The organism is Pseudorhizobium tarimense, assembly GCF_022968135.1.
GTDB lineage: Bacteria > Pseudomonadota > Alphaproteobacteria > Rhizobiales > Rhizobiaceae > Neorhizobium > Neorhizobium tarimense.
The window spans coordinates 23,888-43,419 of record NZ_JALJRA010000029.1 but is presented as its reverse complement, the minus strand read 5'-3'; the positions used below and the strand labels follow the sequence as shown (position 1 = coordinate 43,419).

Genomic DNA, 19,532 nt, shown 5'->3' with positions numbered 1-19,532 from the left:
ATCACGGATGCGGCGCATAACCGGCCCGTTCTCTACGGCATGGGCTGCGTGCTGATGGCCCTGTTCACCGGCTGGGGAGCTAGCATAATCTTCCGTAAGGACTAAGCTGCCAGCAGGTCTACCATGCGAACAAAGAATGGTGGTTGAGGAGAGCAGCTATGGGCGCGGTAAGCAAGGAGAGAAAGCCAGATTCAGGATGTTGCAGAGAGAGGTAGATCGTCATGCGCGCTCAACATATGAATGCAGCTCCGCACCTGCAGACACTGCTGAGATTGCTTTCGAACGTATTCTACGAGTTGGTGCGCATTTACCTACGCAGGGCATTCCGCGTCCTTAATTGCGCAGGAGTGGTCAGATAACGGGCGCAAGGAGCAGTAATCTTCGGGGCCTCCACGGCGCGCAGGAATGGCCAACCATCCGCGAAATTCGCGGATGGGGTCCTGCTACGCCCCTGCCGCACTCACCTCCGGAAGTGATCGGAGTGATTAACCTCCGCGACCTCGCACATAAGCTTGGGATGCGCCGTTCTGTCCACGGTTATTCGTCCCGCTATCGTCACTGATCTTCTCTTCGCCGGTGGGCTGCCGCAGACCTGGCCATTCTGGGTCGTGGATGGCGAGGAGCGTCTGGTTACGTCGACCGGCGCGCCTACTCTTGCTGGTGGCGAGGCTGCTGCATTCGCGAATTCTCGGGCTCCGGCTTCGGGCACAGGACCCGGCCTTCAACGACAGTTTTCCATAGTGAAGATCAGAACTCTTCCCAGCTTTTGTTGCTGGCCGCGACGGCAGCAGAACCCTTGCTGGAGAAGGCATTGGCGATCTTGCCCATCATGCTGCGGGTGGGCGAGGCGACCGGGGCCGACTTGGCGCCTGCCCGGGGGACCGGAGCCTGGGCCCGCTGCGATGCCGGCTGGTAGGAGGCCGCGCCGCCGAGCTGGAACTGGCCGATCAGGCCGCGCAGTCGGCTGGCCTCGTTCGCGAGCGTCGCACCGGCCGCATTGGCTTCTTCCACCATCGCCGCATTCTGCTGCGTCACCTGGTCCATTTGGTTGACGGCGGTGTTCACCTCCGACAGGCCGACCGACTGTTCGCGCGCGGAGGTGGCGATTGCATCCATGTGCTGGTTGATCGAGACGATATAGGTCTCGATCGTCTTCAAGGCCTCGCCCGTCTGGCTGACGAGATGGACGCCGTTCTCCACCTCGACGGAAGAGTTGCGGATCAGGTCCTTGATCTCTTTGGCAGCGGTCGCCGACCGTTGGGCGAGCTCGCGCACCTCCTGGGCAACGACCGCAAAGCCCTTGCCGGCCTCGCCTGCGCGGGCGGCTTCCACACCGGCATTGAGGGCCAAGAGGTTGGTCTGAAAGGCGATGTCGTCGATCACGCCGATGATCGAGGAGATCTGGTTCGACGACTGCTCGATCTTGCCCATGGCATCGACCGCATTGGCAACGACCGCCCCTGACTGGCGCGCACTCTCGTTCGCCTGGATGGCCACCGTGCGGGCCTCTTCCGCCCGCTTGGAAGAATTGGCGACATTGGTGGTGATCTGGTCGAGTGCTGCGGCGGTCTCTTCCAGCGAGGCGGCCTGCTGTTCGGTGCGCTTCGACAGGTCCTCGGCGCTCTGGCTGATCTCGCGCGAGCCGCTGTCGATGGAACTGGTGGATTCCGCCACCGCTGTCATGGTTTCGCGAAGCTGCATGACGGAGCGGTTGAAGTCCTCGCGCAGGCCTTCGAATTCCTCGGCAAAGGACTGCGTCAGCTGGACGCCGAGGTTGCCGGCGGAAAGCTGCTTCAGGCCCTCGGCCAAGCCCGCGGTTGCCTGTGCCATGGCTTCGGCGCGCACGCGCTCCTGCTCTGCCGTGCGGTGGCGCTGTTCTTCCGACTGCGAGCGCTGCTCCTCAGCGCTCTTCTCTAGCTCGACCTTCTTCCGGTTGTTCTCAAGCAGAATGCCAAGCGAACGGGACAAGTTTCCTATTTCGTCGCGGCTCTCACGCTCCTTGATATCGACGTCTAGGTTCCCGGCTGCGATGAGAGTCGTCTCTTGGATGACATTGTCGATACGCCTAACAAATCGCCTTGCGATCATCCAGCCGAAGACGGCAAGCGTGGCGCACGCAGCGCAGATGATCCAGAGGGCAACCCATGCCATCTGATGGAGTTTGGCGAAAACGGTAGACGTTGGCACTGTTACGACGGCATGCCAGTTCTGTCCGCCTATCAGGGCGACCGGATTGGCAACTGCGAGCGTTTCCGCACCGGATTCATCCGCGATTGTTGAGACGCTTCCGGGATTTGTTATCAACGCCTGCCAGCCGGCTGTGGATGCGCCAGCGTCCTTGATGTTCTTCCCAATCAGGTCGGATCGTGGATGACTGATGATGGCGCCTTCAGAAGTGATAAGGCTAAGGCGTCCCTCACCCATGGGTCGAACAGCTGAGATTGCCTGATTCGTTGCGTCAAGCGAGAGATCCAGTCCAGCGACTCCCACGACCTCTCCACTGATGATGATAGGCTTCCCGACAGAGGTCATCAGGACGTTTTGACCGCCGACTGGATAGAGGTAGGGTTCAACGATGACAGGTTTCTTTTCACGGAAAGGACGCTGGTAATAATCGCCTGCGCCAACAATGGAGTAGTCTATGAGCGGAGAGTGTTCGATCTTGCCACCATTTCGCACCATATAGGGGACGTAACGGCCACTGCGGTCATGGCCGATTGCATTGGTGAACTCCGCATCATTGCCATCAAAAGCATTTGGCTCCCACCCAGTCCACACTCCAAGCGCAAGGGGATTGTCGCGCACCAAGTTATGAAGGATCAAGTCGGCTTGTGTCCGGCTGGGCTGACCGCTCTCCTTCAATGTAGATAAGGTTGTGGCAAGGCCATCCACGATACCATAGGCCTCGCTCATGGCCCTTTCCTGGCCAAGTGCCGCTGATCTTGCGATCTGCCGCATCTCGTTTAGACTGTTTTCCTTGATGTTCTGATAGGTCAGGTAAAACAGGACTCCAGACGCTGTAACTGTGGCCAATAATCCAGATGCCGCGATTGCGAAGATATTTTTGCTAGTTGCCGATTTGAAAAGCATCTTGTCCCCCTGATGCGCGTCATTCTCTAAAAGCGCTGCATGTATTCGATCAGGAATTTGCTAAAGACTCATTTAGCTTGGCCTATCAGCCAATCTGGCCCGTTCCCATGAGAATCCCGGCTGAAGCTCGGTCTTCGCCCGGCGATGCCGGCGCGGCATGTCAATTGATGCGGCTTCTCCAATGTGGCTCTCGATCCAAGCTTCTTTGCTAAGCACTCGCCCCAGCTAGAAGCCATCCAGCCCGGCCTCTTGGATCACTACCAGTGGGTAAAGTATGTTCTTTCGCCGAGTGGCTTTCTGACGAAGCGCTGCGAAGCATGCGAACAAGCCAGCAATGTCCCCTCCAGTAGCCGTGTGGCGGGACATCTTCTCGCTGCCAGGTGACAAAGCTGTCACCAGCCACGTCGATTACTCAATTCCAACGAGACGAATATTGCGCCAAGATCGATGGGGGTAGTGGTCTGCGCTTGAGTTTGATCTGCTGTTATCGGCATGATTGGCCTCCAGAGAGTTTTCTAGCGACCTCACTCTGCCACGGTGCAGGCCGCTACTCACCCCCTGATGGGATCTCAAGGCGGAGGCTGCGGCACAATTCCTCCACCTACGGGTCGTAAACACCACAGTAGTACCTCACTAGAAACAGAAATTGCCTCCGCGGTCGCGTCACAAAGCCTGTGCACAAGGAGCAGACGCTTCCCATCCAGCCATTAGCGGCATCCCGCTTCCTGCGCTCATCAGGCACCGGTCGTCAGGATCGGTGCCGGCATTTGCACGATGCTCCAACGACAGTTTTCAATCCTCTAGCCCGGAACGATCATAACGGTGATAAGTACCGCCACGGTCTTCATCCGCTTGGTATTCCGCAAAGTCATTTGTATGGCGAGCCCTCATCTATCGCGGCGACTTCGGTCTGTGCGCAATCGAAGCTGCCAAGCGGATCGTCAGTAAAAACATGGCTTCGAACTTGCAGGGCAGCGCGCGATGGTACCGAGGATGATGGGCGGTTCGCCGGCAACACCTTGGCAGGCGATCACCAACGCGCTGATGGAAGTCTTTGACGGACTTCTGGAAGAACCGGCCGAGGCCGAAGCCTGAGATAGGGCCTCCCCGCCGAAGGAGGTTCCGGCAACGCGCTAGCTCTTCCAAGAGCGAGGTTTTTGGTCTGAATCCCTTCAACCGCATGATAGGAATGCAGATCGCCGGTCCTAATCCATCAAGGCCTGACATGACGGCGAACGATCGCGGTCGCCAATCGGCATGCTGCTTCAGTTATTGATGCGTAGGAAGCAGCACGCTGACTGGTCGGTCTGGGCCTATGTTATTCCTACCGTTTCAGCCAATTCATGCGGCCGCGCGGAGGAAGGTCGCCCGCAGGTTCTTGTCGATCTTCTCCAGGAAGCCGTTAGTTGTGAGCCAGGGTTGATCTGGGCCGATGAGAAGCGCCAGGTCCTTCGTCATGTGACCTGATTCTACGGTCTCAATGCAGACTCGCTCGAGAGCAGACGCGAAGTTTGCGAGATCAGCATTTTCGTCCAGCTTTGCCCGGTGAGCGAGCCCACGCGTCCAAGCGAAGATCGAGGCGATCGCGTTGGTTGACGTCTCCTGTCCTTTCTGGTGCTGCCGGTAGTGGCGCGTTACCGTGCCATGCGCAGCCTCCGCTTCAACAGTCTTACCGTCTGGCGTCATAAGAACGGAGGTCATCAGCCCCAGTGAACCAAAACCCTGAGCTACAGTATCGGACTGAACGTCGCCGTCGTAATTCTTGCAGGCCCAGACATAGCCCCCGGGCCATTTAAGTGCAGAGGCGACCATGTCGTCGATCAGTCGGTGCTCGTACCAGATGCCAGCCTCCTTGAAACGCTCTGCGAACTCCTCGTCGTAGATAGTCTGGAAGATATCCTTGAACCGGCCATCATAGATCTTGAGAATCGTGTTCTTTGTCGAAAGATAGACAGGCACCTTGCGCTGCAGCCCGTAATTGAGCGAGGCGCGGGCAAAATCTGTGATTGATTCGTCGAGGTTGTACATGCCGAGTGCAACGCCGGCAGCCGGTGCGCTGTAGACCTCGTGCTCGATGACCTGGCCATCGTCACCAACAAATTTCATCGTCAGCTTGCCCTTGCCAGGGAACTTGAAGTCGGTTGCGCGGTATTGATCGCCGAAGGCGTGGCGGCCGACGATGATCGGCTGGGTCCAGCCGGGTACGAGCCGCGGCACGTTCTTGCAGATGATCGGCTCACGGAAGATGACGCCGCCGAGGATGTTACGGATCGTCCCGTTCGGGCTCTTCCACATCTTCTTGAGCGCAAACTCCTCAACGCGACCTTCGTCTGCGGTGATTGTCGCGCATTTGACACCGACCCCATACTTCTTGATCGCGTGTGCGGCGTCGATTGTGATCTGATCGTCTGTCTCATCGCGCTTCTGGATACTCAGATCGTAATATTTGAGATCGATGTCCAGATAGGGGTGGATTAGCTTGTCCTTGATGAACTGCCAGATGATACGAGTCATCTCATCACCATCGAGTTCGACGACCGGATTAGCGACCTTGATTTTATGCATATGTTCCTCCCAATGGTGACGGCCGTTAGCCGCCTGCTGTTTAGCGCATGTCGCGCATATGGCTTTCGACGCTGCGAAGGTGACGCCGCATGGCGTCGGCCGCAGCTGCGCCATCGCGGTCCGCAATCGCTTCGACGATCTGTTCGTGTTCTGCAAAGCTATGATGGTCCGCGGGTGGGCGAACAGGCGTCTGACGCAACCTTCCCCAGGTGACTGCACGGCGTACGGCGTTCAGCGTGTCAAGGAGCCCCAGAAGCAGCGAGTTCTGAGAGGCCTCGCCAATCGTGCGGTGCAGACGGTTGTCCCACTGCTCATATTGCCGCCATGTCGGTGCCTGCTGTGCTTTGATCATGCAATTGCGGATCTCCGCGATCTGGGCGCCGGTCGCATTGAGGGCGGCGCAGCGCGTCACCTCCGGCTCAAATGCAATGCGTGCTCCCATGACCTCCAGCGGATTAGTACGCTGGACCATGGCATTGATATCCGCGAAGGTGTCGATCGGCCGGTCGCCAACGAAGGTTCCTTTTCCGACATGCCGCCAAACTGTGCCTTCCGCCTGCAGGGTTGCAAGCGCCTTGCGCAGCACCGCGCGGCCAACATCGAGCGATTGAGCCAACTCCCGTTCAGGGGGTAGCCGCCCGTCGTCTGGTAGTTCTGCGCTGGCAAGAAAGCCCTTCAGCTTCGCCAGCACATCCATTTCCATATTTTGATCCATAGGCACACCAATATTGAATTGGTTTAAGCAATAGCTAGTGAGTTGCGCACTGTCAACAGGTCGGGCCGACTTGGCAACAGACTGATTTCTGGTCGTTTTTGGGGAGGTTGTCGCGACCTTCAAGGTCTTATATGCCGATGCGGCGGAGATTTAGGGAAGAAATTGGTTGACAGAGAATGCGTTTAATAGATGATTGGTTACTAATTGGGTTATGGGGAGTACCCAATAACGGGAGGAAATTATGAATATGTTTGCCAGGAAGATCCGGGCGTCGGTCTCTGCCGCCGCCATCTGCTTTGCTGTCGCTGTCCCAGGTTTAGCTTGGGCAGATCCGATGCGTGTTGCCTTCGGCGACATCGCTACGGTGGAATCGCTTCATCTCCTTGCGGCGTTCGAGCGGGCCAAGGAAAAGGGAGTAGACGTCCAGATCACCTACCTGAAGAGCGAAGATATCGCGGCCCAAGCAGTGGTCAGTGGACAGGCTGATATCGGTGTTGGCGCTCCTTACGCTCTACTACAGAAGGTAAAGGCACCGATCCGTATCTTTATGCAGTTGAGCAAGCTGCAGTTCTATCCGGTCGTCAATACCGAGTTCTATAAGGAATGGAAAGATCTCGACGGTCAGGAGATCGCCGTGCATTCCCGCGGTTCCGGTACCGAAGCCATTATGCAGTTGATGGCAGACAAGAACGGCATTAGCTATTCCAGCATCGCTTACGTCCCGGGCGCGGAAGTGCGCACAGGCGCACTGTTACAGGGAAATGTGAAGGCGACGATCGTGGACTCGTCCGGAAAGCGCATCCTGGAAGACAAGGCACCCGGCAAGTTCGCCTTCTTACCGCTAGGTGAAGTTGCTGCGACCGATGAAGCTCTCTTCGCCAACACGGATTATCTTTCCGCCAATACGAAGGATGTCGAGATCCTCATTGAGGCAATCCTGACCACATGGCGCGAGGTGGCTGCAGATCCCAAGTCGGTCCTGGCTATGAAGGAAAAGTACGGGCTCCTTCCGGACGTCACGCCTGAAATGGTCGCCGACATCGAACCTTACTTCATCGAAGCTGCGCCTAACATGCCGCTCAACGGCGGCGGAGAAGATGCTGCCCGGGACGACTTCGATTTCTACACGATCTCCGGCGCGCTCGAAGGCGAGGCAAAGGATCTCAAGGTCGAGGACTTCTGGGATCTGACGGCCCTTAACAACGTGACCTCACGCATCGGTACAAAGTAAGATGCAGATGTCCGTGTCTCCTGCCAAGCTCGACAATGGGATCGGAGCCTCGAAAGAGGCTCCACCCACCGTCCTTGAGGCGATCCGAACCTTCGCCGACGAGAGACGGTCCTTCTGGATCGTCGTCTCCCTCCTAGTTCTCTTCGTTGCATGGGAGATTGCCGGACGAATCCCAATCAGCTTTGCCTTTCCGACCTTCCTCGAAACCGTCTCTGCCTTCGGCGAGTTGGTGGCAGACGGGAGCATGCACAACGCCTACTTCCTGACGTTGCAGCCCTTGGTGCTCGGTGTCGTGATCTCCGCCGCCGTCGGGATTGGCCTCGGCGTCGCGATGGGGCTTTCCGACAAGGCGGAGTGGCTGCTTGCGCCTGTCTTCATTGTTCTGCAGGCCGCCCCGATGGCTGCGCTGGTGCCGCTGGTGACGTTCGTCTATGGCATTGGCCTAACTGCCAAGACGCTTGCGGTCATCATGTTGGCGCTGCCCGTGATCGTGCTGAACTCTTACAAGGCGGTGCGACACGTCAACCCGTCGCTGGTGGACATGTGCCGCTCCTTCCAGGGATCGCGCATGCAGCAGATCTTCAAGATCATCATCCCCGACGCGTCTCCGGTCCTGTTCGCTGGCCTGCGCCTCGGCATCGCCGCGGGCTTCATTGGGGTCATGCTGGCTGAACTGCTGATCACGCCAACCGGCATCGGCGACCTCATCACCTATCACCGCTCGGTTGCCAACTACGCGCACATGTACGCTGCAGTCGCCTCGATCATCGCCGTGTCAACACTGACGCTCGCGGGTCTGCAATATGTCGAAGCGCACCTGCTGCGTCCTGAAAAGAGGAGAAAGTGACATGGCCAATTCTGCTTTGGCACGTGGCGACAACTTAAAGTTCGCCACCGGCAACGATGCAGTCGTCCAGGTGCGCGACATCTTTAAGAACTACGGCGACGTGGAGGCTTTGCGCGGGATCAACCTTGAATTCGAGCGCGGAAAGCTGACGACGCTCCTGGGCCCCTCGGGGTGCGGAAAGACGACGCTCCTGAAGATCATCGCAGGTCTCGTGCCTGCGACCTCTGGGGAAATCCGCGTCAACGGACGTGCCGTCACCGGACCGGGACCGGAACGCGCCTTCGTCTTCCAAGACTTCGCGCTGATGCCTTGGGCGACGGTACTCCGCAATGTCGGCTTCGGCCTCGAATTGAAAGGTATGCCCGCAGCGGAGCGGGACCGGACGGCCCGCCGCTATATCGAGCAGGTGGGACTTGCGGGCTTCGAGCAGAAGTACCCGCATGAACTATCCGGCGGCATGCGCCAGCGTGTGGGCATTGCCCGTGCCTTCGCCGTGAATGCCGACGTTCTTCTATTGGACGAGCCGTTCTCGGCCGTTGATGAGCAGAACCGCCGCAAGTTCCAGGAGGATCTGCTGCGGCTGGTCGAGCTCGAGAAGAAAACGTTCATCTTCGTGACGCACTCGATCGAGGAGGCGGTCTATGTATCGGACCGGATCGTCCTTCTGTCTCCACGCCCGGGCCGGGTTTCCCAGATCATAGATCCGATGATTGACCGGTCCGCTTCTCCTGACGACATTCGCCGCGATGCCGGTTACCTCGACGTGGTCGAGGAGATCTGGCAGGGGCTGCGGCAGTATGCGGAGTAGTGCGTCATGACCTTATTCGGTACACGCATTCCCATGATGGCGTCGCTGGTGTTCTGGTTGCTTGTCTGGGAGATCGTCGGACAGCTTGACGTCATGTTCCTCATCCCGCCGATCACGTCGATCGTAAGCGCTGGCTTCGACCTCGTGCAGACTGGCTCCTGGCAAGACGCTTCGATGATAACGCTGCGCTCCTTTCTCTACGGGATGTCGCTTGCCATCGTCGTCGGCGTGCCGCTCGGAGTTCTCATGGGGCGGGTAAAGGTCATCGACAACATCTTCGGCCTCTGGGTGAATATGTTCGTCAGTGCGCCCTTGTCTGCACTGGTGCCTATCCTGATGATCCTGTTCGGCATGGGCGAGACGACCGTGATCGTCACCGTCTTCCTGTTTGCGGTCTGGATCATCGTCCTGGATGCGCGGGCAGGCGTCATGCAGGTGCCGACATCGCTCGTCGAAATGGGACGCAGCTACGGCGCGTCGCGCTGGACGATCTTCAGCAAGATCATCCTACTCTCCGCGTTGCCGGAAATACTGGCCGGCATACGGATAGGCCTTATCCGGGGAGTGAAAGGGGTCGTCATTGGGCAGATCCTGGTCTCCATCATCGGCTATGGAGAGCTTTTTGAACTCTATTCCAGAAGCTTCGACATGGAGCGTTTCTGGGCCCTCACCATGCTTCTCTTCGTGGCAGCCATGCTGTTGTCAGCCGGGGTGGAGCACTTTGAAAAACGCATAGAATACTACGCAGGAGCGCGATAATGAACGAAATGCCCCAACTCAAGAACTACGTCATCAAGCCGGCGCCGGTACCGACACTGGCAGTGGCCGGAAGCGATGCACTGTTCCCGATCCACCGCATCTATTGCGTCGGGCGCAATTTTGCGGATCATGCGATCGAAATGGGCCATGACCCAAACAAGGAGCCGCCCTTCTTCTTCCAGAAGAACCCCGACACGATCGTTCCGCTTGGCCAGGACTTCCCTTACCCGGCAGAAACCAAGGACGTTCACCACGAAGTCGAACTGGTCGTGGCGCTGAGCAAGGGCGGCATTAACATTCCGGTAGAGAGCGCTCTAGACCATGTCTATGGCTATGCCGTTGGCCTCGATATGACGCGCCGCGATCTTCAGGCGGAAGCCAAGAAGCTCGGGCGCCCTTGGGAAACCGGCAAGGCATTCGAAGCATCGGCTCCATGCGGACCTCTGCATCCTGTCAGTGAAGTGGGGCACCCGGCGGAAGGGGAAGTTTGGCTCAAGATCAACGGAGAGACGCGCCAGAGCGGCGACCTTAACCAGATGATCTGGAAGGTGCCGGAAATGATCGCATACCTGTCGCGCTTGTTTGAACTGAAGGCGGGCGACCTGATCTTTGCAGGAACACCGGCCGGAGTTGGCGCTGTCGTGAAAGGCGATGAGATGGTAGGCTATATAGCCGGCGTCGGCGAAATCAGATTCCGGGTGAGCTGATCCGAGACGATTGGGCGCACAGCGCCATTGATAACCGGACAGGGCGTGTCTCGTGCCCTGTCCGCAACCTGCGCCCATTCCGGCACCTCCATCACTTATCACCGGGACTCGCCATGCCTGCATCGATCATGCTGTTGACCTCGTTTGCGCTCGTTCTGGGATCGGTGGGCTGTGTGTCTGGCTTTCTGGCCGGGCTCTTGGGCGTCGGCGGAGGAATCGTCGTCGTGCCAGTTCTGTACCACGTGCTCGCTTCCTTTGACGTCGATGTTGCGTTACGAGCCCATATCGCGGTCGGGACATCACTCGCGACCATCATCCCCACATCAGTCCAGTCCATCCGCGCACACAAGGCCAAGGGGGCAGTCGACACCGAGCTGTTGAAGCTATGGGGACCGTTCGTTGCGCTCGGCGTTCTCTGCGGTGTTGTGGTTGCATCATATGCATCAGGATCAGTACTTACGGGGATCTTCGGCTTGGTTGCCGCATTCGTCGCGCTCTACATGCTGTTCACGCGTGAGGGGTGGCATCCGGTGAAAGGACTGCCTGGGCGTCCAGGTCAGGCGGGCATGGCGACAGCCATTGGAACGATCTCCACACTTATGGGTATCGGTGGCGGTACCCTGACAGTCCCTACGTTGAGCATCTTCAGCTACCCTGTCAGATGCGCCGTCGGCACCGCGTCGGTAATTGGGCTGATCATCGCCGTGCCTGGGACTGCTGGCTACATCATCAATGGCTGGGGCAAAACTGGCTTGCCGGCCTTCTCTCTGGGCTATGTGAACCTCGGAGGGATGATCGCGATCGTCGTCACGAGTATGTGGTTTGCTCCACTTGGTGCCCGCACTGCGCACTCCATTGAGCCACGCACTCTTCGCATCCTCTTTGGCGTCTTCCTCACCATCACATCCACCAAGATGCTATTCGACAGCTACCACTTTCTGTTCTGATTTGCAGGGCGCCATAGGTTCACATCCCTTCAAGGCGGAGACAACCGGTATCGTCCAGACGGACGCGGAGACTTTCCGCTTCTGTCTGGATCTGAATAGGCGATAAACGCAACAGCTAAGCTGCTGCCTCCCAAACTCTTCTTTGGGCATGTGTGCGTTCCGTCTCTTCTCGGGACCTCAAGCCGAGGGCGTGCGGAATTAGAGGCGGGCCGTTAATAATGCGTGAAGCGGGCCAACTCGAGCCTGTAACACAGGAAGTCGTCGCGCGATTTTGTCATCCTCTGTATGTTTTACACGGCTCACCTTCGGCGTGTTCCGGCGGAGCAAAGCTGAGAACCTTCCGCGATTCCGCCCAAGGCGTAAAAGCCTGGGCAGCTACGCCGTGCCAGGAGGGCATTGCGCAGGGAGGGTGAAGGCGCTATATGTAGGTATGTTGCTACACGGAGGCGTATATGGCCACTATCAGCTTGACCAGCCGCGAATTGAATCATGATGTTGGCAGAGCAAAAAAAGCTGCTGAAGCGGGACCTGTCGTTATCACTGATCGAGGTAGACCTTCGCACGTGTTGATGACGTACGGTGAGTTTGAGCGTCTGACAGGTAAGCGTCACAATCTTGTCGATGCGCTTTCCATGCCTGGATTGTCGAATATCGATTTCGATCCGCCTCGATCGGTTATTGCAACTCGCGAAGTTGATCTGTCTTGAAATATCTGCTCGACACAAACGTTGTCTCCGAGCTCCGTAAGGTTGGTGACGGTAAAGCTGATCCGAATGTGACGGCTTGGTTAAGCGCGCAGGATTCCCGCGATCTGTATATCTCTGCCATAACAATTCTAGAACTTGAGCGCGGGATACTCAGCATCCAGCGGCGTGACATTGAGCAGGGCGCTCGCTTACGAGCCTGGATGGATAGCCGAGTACGCCCGGAGTTCGCTCAGCGCATCATTGCTATCGATGAAGCGATTGCGACGCGATGTGCCCACTTGCATATTCCGGATCGCCGCAACGAAGCTGATGCAACCATCGCTGCCACGGCGGTCGTGCACGGGCTTGTGGTCGTTACACGCAACATTCAAGATTTCCAGGGCACCGGCGTTATCCTCGTGGACCCATGGCGTGCCTGATTAAAGGCGCGCACGGCGCCTCGAAATCGTCTTTGCGAACTCTACAGGAAAACGTAGTTCAGTTCTTCGCAGCATCCCAGCTTTTGACGAGACAGAGGCGTTGTTTGCAAGCGCCTCCTCACAGCCAAACTTGTAATCGGCTGCTGCGGTAGGGCAGGCACCTGGCCATGAGTTGAGAAATCCCGAAGGCGCGACATTGATTTGCCCTTCCCGCTTAGGGGGACGGGCGCCTGATCTCAAAGTGCCGCGGCTCGACTTGTTGCTATCAAGCAAATGCCTTCGTATAGAACCTTTCATTTTGGCCTCCGAATAGAACTGGGAGACACCAATATTACTCAGCGAACGGTGAAGCGATGGAGCTCAGGCATCTGCGATATTTCGTTGCCGTTGCAGAAGAGGGCAGCATTACCCGCGCGGCCGAGCGGCTGAACATTCAGCAGCCCCCGCTGGGCCAGCAGTTGCGGTTGCTTGAGGCCGAGCTGGGCGTTCAGCTTTTTGACAGGGCGCCCAAGCGGATCACGCTCAATGCGACAGGCATGGTTTTTCTCAAAGAAGCGCGGGAGGTTCTGGCGCGGGCGCAGAAGGCGATCGAGCACGTTCAGCGTTTCGACCAGGGTGAGACCGGCACGCTACGGGTAGGCTTCACCAGTTCCGCATCGCTGCATAGCCTGACGCCGCATGTACTGGGGCGGTTCCGCCAGACCTATCCCGGTGTTGGCATCGCCGTCGAGGAAAGTGAGACCTACGAGCTGGCCCTTGCGCTGCAATCGGGGCGAATCGACGTTTCCTTTTCCCACGTCGCGACCAAGGGACCCGGCGATTTGGCCAGCAGGGTTCTTGCCAAGGAAGGCATGGTTCTCGCAATGCCAGTGCAGCATCCGTTCGCGCAGGAGGGCGACGGGCCGCTCGACATTCATCGCCTGGCAGGTGAACGCCTTGTCGTCTACCGACGCCCAGAGGGGTATGGCATTTTTGAAGGCATCCTGCGCCAGCTCCACGATTCCGGCATTGGCACCGAGATCATTGACGAAGTTACGCGAATGATTGCGGCGATCAACCTGGTGGCTGCCGGGCGAGGCGTCAGCATCGTTCCCGTCTCCATGACGATCCTCCATCCGGGGCGCGTGGTCTATCGGCCCCTGTCCGGAGACGTCCTCCCGCCCCTGCCACTCTACATTGCCTATCGCGGCGAAGAGCGGCTGCAATTGGTGCGCAGGTTTGTCGAGATGACGTGCTTGATCGCAAGCGATGAGTGGACGGCGTCGGAGAGCCCATCCATCTGATTGCCGGAAGCCTTGCCGAACGCTGCGTCGCAGCATTTACGTGTACGTTGCGGTGGTATCACGAGCAGTGCGTAGGAGGTGTTCCGCTGCCGTTTCGGCCTCCCAGAAAAGTAGTTCACAAGCAGGGATATCTCCCATCTTGTGTAGATTTTTCCGAAGCCTTGCTAAAACTTATAAGGTACTAAACTCAGATAATAAAAATATTTTACATACATTTGCGGCCCCGATACGGTCGGAGCAAGATCACAGATTACCGGGGTGTCTCATGACAAAAAAGAAACCATCTATCGCAATCATTGGCGCGGGAATGGGCGGGCTGGCCGCCGCCATCACCCTGCGCAAGGTTGGCATCGACGTTACGGTGTATGAACAGGCGCCGCAGTTCCTTCGAGTCGGAGCAGGGATCCAGATGTTGCCCAACTCGTCGCGCGTTCTGCGCGGCATGGGCATCCTAGATAGGCTGCGCAATGTCTCGTTCGAGCCCTATTCACACCTCAATCGCGTCTGGGACACGGGCGAGGTCAAGCGCGAATTGCCCATGCCGGAAGATCTCTACGGTGCGCCGTTCCTGTGCATGCACCGTGCAGATCTTCACGAGGCGCTGTGTTCTGCGCTTCCGCCGGAGGTGATAAAGCTGAACAAGAAGCTCACCGGTCTGGACCATGACGGCAGCCAGGTCGATGTGAGTTTTGCCGACGGCACGAGGGCGACCCACGACGCTGTCGTCGGTGCCGACGGCGTGCATTCGCTTGTCCGTTCGATCATCGTGGGCAAGGACGCACCGCTGCACAAGGGACGCATCGCCTATCGTGCGGTGTTCGAGGCCAGCCGGATGCCCGGCGAGATCGCGCCCTCGCGAACGAAGTGGTGGGGCATCGACCGTCATATCGTCATCTACTACACCACGCCAGATCGCAGCCATCTGTATTTCGTTACCAGCGTTCCCGAGCCGGCCGACTGGGTGACTGCTGAATCCTGGTCGTCCAAGGGCGATGTGAAAGAGCTGCGAGCCGCCTATGAAGGCTTCCACCCCGAGGTGCAAATGGTGCTGGATGCCTGCCCCGACTGCCACAAATGGGCGATCCTCGAGCGGGAACCCTTGCCTCATTGGAGTGACGGGCGTGTGGTGCTGTTGGGCGATGCCTGCCACCCAATGACACCTTATATGGCGCAGGGCGCCGCGACATCGATTGAGGATGCCGCAGTTCTCGCCCGCTGCGTCGAAGCAACCGACGGCGAAGATTTGGACCGCGCATTCCGCGACTATGAGGCAAACCGGAAGCCTAGAACTTCGCGAATTCAGGCCATCTCCAGCGCCAATACCTGGATGTCGGGCGGCAACGATGATCCGAGCTGGCTCTACGGCTACGACGCATGGAACGTTCCGCTGGCTGTGGCCGACGCTTCCCATGCCACGGCTTCGGTTGGCTAGGGGCAGGCCGATGCCAGACAGTATTTCAAAAACCGTTTTGCCAGACGGTCTGCAACTCGCCTACCGCCGCTGGGGCACCGGCCAAGCTGCCGGTCAGGCGCTGCTCATACATCCGCTGGCGCTGGATGGCAGCCTTTGGGCTCCGGTGGCGGAGCGGCTGGCCGAAAAGGGGTTCGATGTCGTCGCGCCGGATTGCCGGGGTCACGGACAGTCAGGCAAGGCGCCGGGGCCTTACAGTGTGCAGCAGTTCGGCAGCGACATGGAGGCGCTCCTCGATCATCTCGGCTGGGAAGATGCGATCGTGGCCGGCTGCTCGATGGGCGGCTGCGTGGCGCAGGCGCTTGCCTTGGCTGCCCCGCGCCGGCTGGCTGGGCTGGTTCTCGTCGATACCACGGCGTGGTACGGGCCGGAAGCGCCAAGGAATTGGGGCGAGCGTGCCGACAAGGCCCGCACCGAAGGCCTCGCGGCAATGAGCGGCTTCCAAGCGACCCGCTGGTTCAGTGATGCCTGGCGCGCGGCCAATCCAGGGATCGTCGCCAACGTCACCGAGATTTTCGTTGCGAATGACCTTGCTTGCTATGCAGCATCCTGTGGCATGCTCGGAAACGCCGACCTGCGGGAGGGACTTGAGCATGTCACCGTGCCGACCAACGTCATTGTCGGCGAAGAGGATTATGCAACGCCGGTCTCAGCCTCCGAGGATCTGGTACGCCGCATTCCTGGGGCCACACTTGCTGTTCTGCCCGGTGCGCGACACCTGACCTTGGTGGAATGCCCCGATGCCGTGGCGACAGCGCTACTGGATGTCGCATCGCTCGTTGCGCCCGCGCCTGATCGACGGCGAAGGTAGGGTGCAGATCTTTCCGGGTCGCGACAGGGCCCGGGCATCAACGAGGCAGGCGGCACATAGCGGGCCGCCTGCCTGCCCAAGTCGGCGCGGAGGAACTGACAGAACGCCTGTCTGGGCGCAACTGGAACGAATAGCTCAGGAAGGAGGAGCATATGCTGACTTTTCGTAGAATTGTGGGTGCCTTTGGCACGTGCGCCGCACTGGCGCTCGCGGGCGTGACGGGACCGACCCAAGCCGTCGCACAGGATTATCCGACGAAGCCGGTCCAGATGATCGTGCCGTTCTCCCAAGGCGGAGCTACGGATCAGGTCGCCCGCTTGATGGCGCAACCGCTAGAAGCGGCGCTGGGAGAGCCGGTCGTCATTGTGAACCAGCCTGGCGCGGGCGGTGCGATCGGTCTTGCCAACCTTGCCATGGCCCGACCGGACGGCTACTCAGTCGCCATCGGCTCGGACTCTACGCTGGGTGCCCGGCCGATGATGTCGGATACGGGATATGATCTGAACAGCCTGACGATGATCGCCCGACTGGTGGAAATCCCCTCGGGCGTGGCGGTGCGGGCCGATTCCCCGTACAAGACGCTGGCGGACCTGGTCGAAGCGCTGAAGACCGAGCGGCTGACCTATTCAGGATCGGGCATCGCATCGGGGCCGCATCTAGCCATGGCGGCGTTCCTTGCCCAGCAGGGGGTTACTGCCACCTTCGTCAACTCCGATTCCAATCAGGACGGGCTCGTCAAGCTCCTGTCGGGCGAGGTCCATTTCCTGACAGGCGGCGGCTCGAACTTCCCGGCACTCTTCTCGGAATCTGGCGAAAGCGACATCCGGGTGCTTGGCCTTGCCGCGGAAGAACGTTGGCCGTTTATGCCAGACGTCCCCACCTATCGCGAGCAGGGGTTCGATTATGTCAACTCGCAATGGTTCGGTATCGTTGCGCCTGCCGGTGTACCGCCGGAAGTGGTGGATAGGCTTTCCGCCGCTGTTGCCGAGGTGGTCGGCTCTGACGCATTCAAGGAGCGGATGAAGGAATTCTTCTTCAACCCGGCCTATCTCGATTCCAAAGACATGCTTGCCCGTGTGATTGCGGATTCTGAGGCGGTGCGGCCGGTTCTGATGGAACTCGGCCTCCTGAAAAAGTAGCCTCGGATCCGGCAGGAACGAAAGGCGCAGGAGGAGAGAATGAACGTCACACATCAGGATGCCGTGTCGGGGCTGGTGCTGGTCGCGCTGGCACTGGCAGTCTCTTGGCTGTCGCTGGACATGGGTACCGGCGCGGGCGCCGAGACGCTCAGTCCCAACGTTGTGCCGCTGATCTGCGCCGCAGGCCTGGGTGCTTGCGGCGTGGTTCTGACACTGCGCGGATTGCACCAGACGGGGCGGTTGCCTGCCCTGCTTGACCGTCGCGTTGGGATGGTGCTTGCGGTGCTGATACCCTTCATGTGGTTTTTTGGGCAGATCGACGTCCGCTTCGGCATGTGGCTGGTCACGCTCGTCACGCTGATCGCATTCGGCGTGCGCAGATCCGTGTTGCTCGCTCTATACCCGCTGGCGCTATCGGCAGCGTTGTATCTCGCTTTTGCCTACGGTTTCGACATGGTGCTGCCCACATGGATCTGATCAGTTTTTCGGACATCTCGACGGGCCTTGGCAATGTCGCCAGCCCTTGGGTTATACTCTTCCTGTTCATCGGCGTCATCATCGGCATGATCTTTGGCGCGGCACCCGGTCTGACGGCGCCGGCAGCCATCGCACTCTTCCTGCCAGTCACCTACGCCATGGGACCGACCACCTCAATGGCACTGCTTCTTGGGATCTATTGCTCGGGCTATTTCGCAGGCTCGATCCCTGCAATCCTGATCAACACGCCGGGCACACCAAGTTCGGCCGCAACCGCGCTCGACGGCTATGCGATGGCGCGCGAAGGTCAGGGCGACCGCGCCCTCAGCCTGGCAATCTGGGGCTCGTTTGTGGGCGGGCTGTTCTCGCTGATGTTGCTGATGACCGTGGCGCCGCTCCTAGCAAAGGTCGCGCTCAAGTTCACATCGGTCGAGTATTTCTCGTTCGCGCTCGCGGGCATCGTTTGCGTGGCCGGCATATCGCAGGGCTCGATGACTAAAGGGCTGGCCGCGGCCCTCTTCGGCATCCTAGTCAGCACGGTCGGGCTCGATCCGGTCAGCGGCGTGGGCCGGTTCATGATGGGCCAGCCGAACCTGATGGGCGGCATATCGCAGACCGTGGCCCTGATAGGCCTTTTCGCAATCTCGCAGATGTTGCTCCTGTCCAAGCAGGGAGAGCAGCATCATGCCATATTACCCACACAGCAGCGGGTCAGCCAGCTTGCCGTTCTGGGCGAGCTATGGCGTCACCGCTGGCTGTCGCTTCGCTCGGCAGTGATCGGCAGCATGGTGGGTGTGCTGCCGGGAACGGGACCGGCTATCGCCTCCTGGCTGAGCTATAGCGATGCGATCCGTACGGCGCGAGCCGGCGATCGTTTCGGCAACGGGGAAGCCAAAGGGGTGGTCGCATGCGAGGTGTCGAACAATGCCGTGACCGGCGGGGCAATGGTACCCTTGCTAACGCTGGGTATTCCCGGTGATCCGGTGACGGCAGTGTTAATCGGGGCGCTGATGATCCAGGGCGTTCATACCGGACCGTTCCTGATCCAGCAGGATGGCGGGCTTTTCGTCTCTATCTTGTTCTTGCTGTTCCTGTCGAACGTGCTGATGGTCGTTGTCGGGCTTTCCGGCCGCGGACTGATGGCAAGAGTGCTGAACCTGCCGGCAGCCTTCCTCGTGCCGGCGATCTGCCTGACCGCAGCCATCGGCGCCTTTTCGGTGTCGAACAACGCCTTCGATGTCCGGCTCCTGCTGATCTTCGGCCTCGTCGGCTATGCGATGCTAAGGCTCGGTTTTCCACCCGCGCCAGCGGTTCTTGGTATCGTTCTTGGCCCGATCCTTGAAAAGAACCTGCGCAACGCGCTGACGGTCAGCGACATGGATCCGAGTGTGTTCGTGCTGCGCCCGATCAGCGCGGGAGCTTTGCTGGTAACTGCGGGCCTGCTCTATCTATGGCTTGGCCCGCGGCGCCGCAGCGAGGCATCAGAGACCTAAAACCAACTAAATAATCCTTGCCGGGTTTTTCCAGGCATACCTGCTTGCCCAGCCGCAGCCTCT

The 19,532-nt window shown here is 59.1% G+C and carries 19 protein-coding genes and 1 pseudogene; 16 read left to right on the top strand and 4 right to left on the bottom strand.

Going from position 1 to position 19,532, the window contains the following annotated elements:
• A partial coding sequence (locus tag MUU54_RS23110) for a TIGR02186 family protein (RefSeq protein WP_247246303.1) occupies positions 1-105 on the top strand: 105 nt, incomplete at its 5' end.
• A 232-nt stretch (positions 106-337) separates the two neighbouring features.
• Positions 338-562, top strand: coding sequence for a chemotaxis protein CheW (locus tag MUU54_RS25140; protein WP_376742258.1), 225 nt, complete (start codon positions 338-340; stop codon positions 560-562).
• Positions 563-747: 185 nt separating this feature from the next.
• Here MUU54_RS25140 and MUU54_RS23100 read toward each other — a convergent pair whose 3' ends face one another.
• The 4 genes and pseudogenes from MUU54_RS23100 to MUU54_RS23085 all read right to left on the bottom strand — a co-directional run bounded on the left by MUU54_RS23100 (position 748) and on the right by MUU54_RS23085 (position 6,370).
• Complete coding sequence (locus MUU54_RS23100) at positions 748-3,090, bottom strand: methyl-accepting chemotaxis protein (protein ID WP_247246301.1); 2,343 nt, start codon at positions 3,088-3,090, stop codon at positions 748-750.
• An 87-nt stretch (positions 3,091-3,177) separates the two neighbouring features.
• Positions 3,178-3,584 (bottom strand): annotated as a pseudogene (locus tag MUU54_RS25225) (IS110 family transposase); the annotation flags it as partial.
• Between the two features lie 847 nt (positions 3,585-4,431).
• Positions 4,432-5,655, bottom strand: coding sequence for an NADP-dependent isocitrate dehydrogenase (locus MUU54_RS23090; protein WP_247246300.1), 1,224 nt, complete (start codon positions 5,653-5,655; stop codon positions 4,432-4,434).
• A 40-nt stretch (positions 5,656-5,695) separates the two neighbouring features.
• Positions 5,696-6,370, bottom strand: coding sequence for a FadR/GntR family transcriptional regulator (locus MUU54_RS23085; protein ID WP_247246302.1), 675 nt, complete (start codon positions 6,368-6,370; stop codon positions 5,696-5,698).
• A 241-nt stretch (positions 6,371-6,611) separates the two neighbouring features.
• On the opposite strand from MUU54_RS23085, the gene MUU54_RS23080 reads away from it, so the two are divergent.
• From MUU54_RS23080 to MUU54_RS23015, 14 genes are all read left to right on the top strand, one after another.
• Complete coding sequence (locus tag MUU54_RS23080; RefSeq protein WP_247246299.1) at positions 6,612-7,601, top strand: ABC transporter substrate-binding protein; 990 nt, start codon at positions 6,612-6,614, stop codon at positions 7,599-7,601.
• Positions 7,602-7,608: 7 nt separating this feature from the next.
• Positions 7,609-8,448 (top strand): ABC transporter permease, encoded by an 840-nt coding sequence (locus MUU54_RS23075; RefSeq protein ID WP_247246298.1) that lies wholly within the window; start codon positions 7,609-7,611, stop codon positions 8,446-8,448.
• Between the two features lies 1 nt (position 8,449).
• The gene (locus MUU54_RS23070) at positions 8,450-9,256 is read left to right on the top strand and encodes an ABC transporter ATP-binding protein (RefSeq protein ID WP_247246297.1); all 807 of its coding nucleotides are present in this window, start codon (positions 8,450-8,452) and stop codon (positions 9,254-9,256) included.
• 6 nt (positions 9,257-9,262) lie between these two features.
• Positions 9,263-10,015 carry an ABC transporter permease gene (locus MUU54_RS23065; protein ID WP_247246296.1) on the top strand — a complete coding sequence of 251 codons (753 nt, stop codon included), beginning with the start codon at positions 9,263-9,265 and terminating at the stop codon, positions 10,013-10,015.
• Entirely contained in the window at positions 10,015-10,722 is a 708-nt protein-coding gene (locus MUU54_RS23060; RefSeq protein WP_247246295.1) for a fumarylacetoacetate hydrolase family protein, read from the top strand. The genes MUU54_RS23065 and MUU54_RS23060 overlap by 1 nt, the downstream gene beginning before the upstream one ends.
• A 113-nt stretch (positions 10,723-10,835) precedes the next feature.
• Positions 10,836-11,669, top strand: coding sequence for a sulfite exporter TauE/SafE family protein (locus MUU54_RS23055; protein WP_247246294.1), 834 nt, complete (start codon positions 10,836-10,838; stop codon positions 11,667-11,669).
• Positions 11,670-12,121: 452 nt separating this feature from the next.
• The gene (locus MUU54_RS23050; RefSeq protein ID WP_247246293.1) at positions 12,122-12,376 is read left to right on the top strand and encodes a type II toxin-antitoxin system Phd/YefM family antitoxin; all 255 of its coding nucleotides are present in this window, start codon (positions 12,122-12,124) and stop codon (positions 12,374-12,376) included.
• Positions 12,373-12,795, top strand: coding sequence for a type II toxin-antitoxin system VapC family toxin (locus tag MUU54_RS23045; RefSeq protein WP_247246292.1), 423 nt, complete (start codon positions 12,373-12,375; stop codon positions 12,793-12,795). The genes MUU54_RS23050 and MUU54_RS23045 overlap by 4 nt, the downstream gene beginning before the upstream one ends.
• A gap of 353 nt (positions 12,796-13,148) precedes the next feature.
• Positions 13,149-14,078 (top strand): LysR family transcriptional regulator, encoded by a 930-nt coding sequence (locus tag MUU54_RS23040; RefSeq protein ID WP_247246291.1) that lies wholly within the window; start codon positions 13,149-13,151, stop codon positions 14,076-14,078.
• Positions 14,079-14,343: 265 nt separating this feature from the next.
• The gene (locus MUU54_RS23035; RefSeq protein WP_281433447.1) at positions 14,344-15,510 is read left to right on the top strand and encodes an FAD-dependent monooxygenase; all 1,167 of its coding nucleotides are present in this window, start codon (positions 14,344-14,346) and stop codon (positions 15,508-15,510) included.
• A 10-nt stretch (positions 15,511-15,520) separates the two neighbouring features.
• Positions 15,521-16,360 carry an alpha/beta fold hydrolase gene (locus MUU54_RS23030; RefSeq protein WP_247246289.1) on the top strand — a complete coding sequence of 280 codons (840 nt, stop codon included), beginning with the start codon at positions 15,521-15,523 and terminating at the stop codon, positions 16,358-16,360.
• A 152-nt stretch (positions 16,361-16,512) separates the two neighbouring features.
• Positions 16,513-17,499 carry a Bug family tripartite tricarboxylate transporter substrate binding protein gene (locus MUU54_RS23025; RefSeq protein WP_247246288.1) on the top strand — a complete coding sequence of 329 codons (987 nt, stop codon included), beginning with the start codon at positions 16,513-16,515 and terminating at the stop codon, positions 17,497-17,499.
• Between the two features lie 39 nt (positions 17,500-17,538).
• A complete protein-coding gene (locus MUU54_RS23020; protein ID WP_247246287.1) occupies positions 17,539-17,976 on the top strand; it encodes a tripartite tricarboxylate transporter TctB family protein in 438 nt (145 codons plus the stop codon).
• Positions 17,967-19,469 carry a tripartite tricarboxylate transporter permease gene (locus MUU54_RS23015; protein WP_247246286.1) on the top strand — a complete coding sequence of 501 codons (1,503 nt, stop codon included), beginning with the start codon at positions 17,967-17,969 and terminating at the stop codon, positions 19,467-19,469. The genes MUU54_RS23020 and MUU54_RS23015 overlap by 10 nt, the downstream gene beginning before the upstream one ends.
• Positions 19,470-19,532 lie beyond the last annotated feature (63 nt).

Excerpts from the sequence above, each read along its gene's own strand:
- MUU54_RS23025 (WP_247246288.1), top strand. The coding sequence starts at position 16,513 with ATGCTGACTTTTCGTAGAATTGTGGGTGCCTTTGGCACGTGCGCCGCA.
- MUU54_RS23040 (WP_247246291.1), top strand. The coding sequence starts at position 13,149 with ATGGAGCTCAGGCATCTGCGATATTTCGTTGCCGTTGCAGAAGAGGGC.
- MUU54_RS23065 (WP_247246296.1), top strand. The coding sequence starts at position 9,263 with ATGACCTTATTCGGTACACGCATTCCCATGATGGCGTCGCTGGTGTTC.
- MUU54_RS23100 (WP_247246301.1), bottom strand. The coding sequence starts at position 3,090 with ATGCTTTTCAAATCGGCAACTAGCAAAAATATCTTCGCAATCGCGGCA.
- MUU54_RS23020 (WP_247246287.1), top strand. The coding sequence starts at position 17,539 with ATGAACGTCACACATCAGGATGCCGTGTCGGGGCTGGTGCTGGTCGCG.
- MUU54_RS23080 (WP_247246299.1), top strand. The coding sequence starts at position 6,612 with ATGAATATGTTTGCCAGGAAGATCCGGGCGTCGGTCTCTGCCGCCGCC.
- MUU54_RS23030 (WP_247246289.1), top strand. The coding sequence starts at position 15,521 with ATGCCAGACAGTATTTCAAAAACCGTTTTGCCAGACGGTCTGCAACTC.
- MUU54_RS23075 (WP_247246298.1), top strand. The coding sequence starts at position 7,609 with ATGTCCGTGTCTCCTGCCAAGCTCGACAATGGGATCGGAGCCTCGAAA.
- MUU54_RS23070 (WP_247246297.1), top strand. The coding sequence starts at position 8,450 with ATGGCCAATTCTGCTTTGGCACGTGGCGACAACTTAAAGTTCGCCACC.
- MUU54_RS23060 (WP_247246295.1), top strand. The coding sequence starts at position 10,015 with ATGAACGAAATGCCCCAACTCAAGAACTACGTCATCAAGCCGGCGCCG.
- MUU54_RS23015 (WP_247246286.1), top strand. The coding sequence starts at position 17,967 with ATGGATCTGATCAGTTTTTCGGACATCTCGACGGGCCTTGGCAATGTC.
- MUU54_RS23090 (WP_247246300.1), bottom strand. The coding sequence starts at position 5,655 with ATGCATAAAATCAAGGTCGCTAATCCGGTCGTCGAACTCGATGGTGAT.
- MUU54_RS23055 (WP_247246294.1), top strand. The coding sequence starts at position 10,836 with ATGCCTGCATCGATCATGCTGTTGACCTCGTTTGCGCTCGTTCTGGGA.
- MUU54_RS23050 (WP_247246293.1), top strand. The coding sequence starts at position 12,122 with ATGGCCACTATCAGCTTGACCAGCCGCGAATTGAATCATGATGTTGGC.
- MUU54_RS23035 (WP_281433447.1), top strand. The coding sequence starts at position 14,344 with ATGACAAAAAAGAAACCATCTATCGCAATCATTGGCGCGGGAATGGGC.
- MUU54_RS23085 (WP_247246302.1), bottom strand. The coding sequence starts at position 6,370 with ATGGATCAAAATATGGAAATGGATGTGCTGGCGAAGCTGAAGGGCTTT.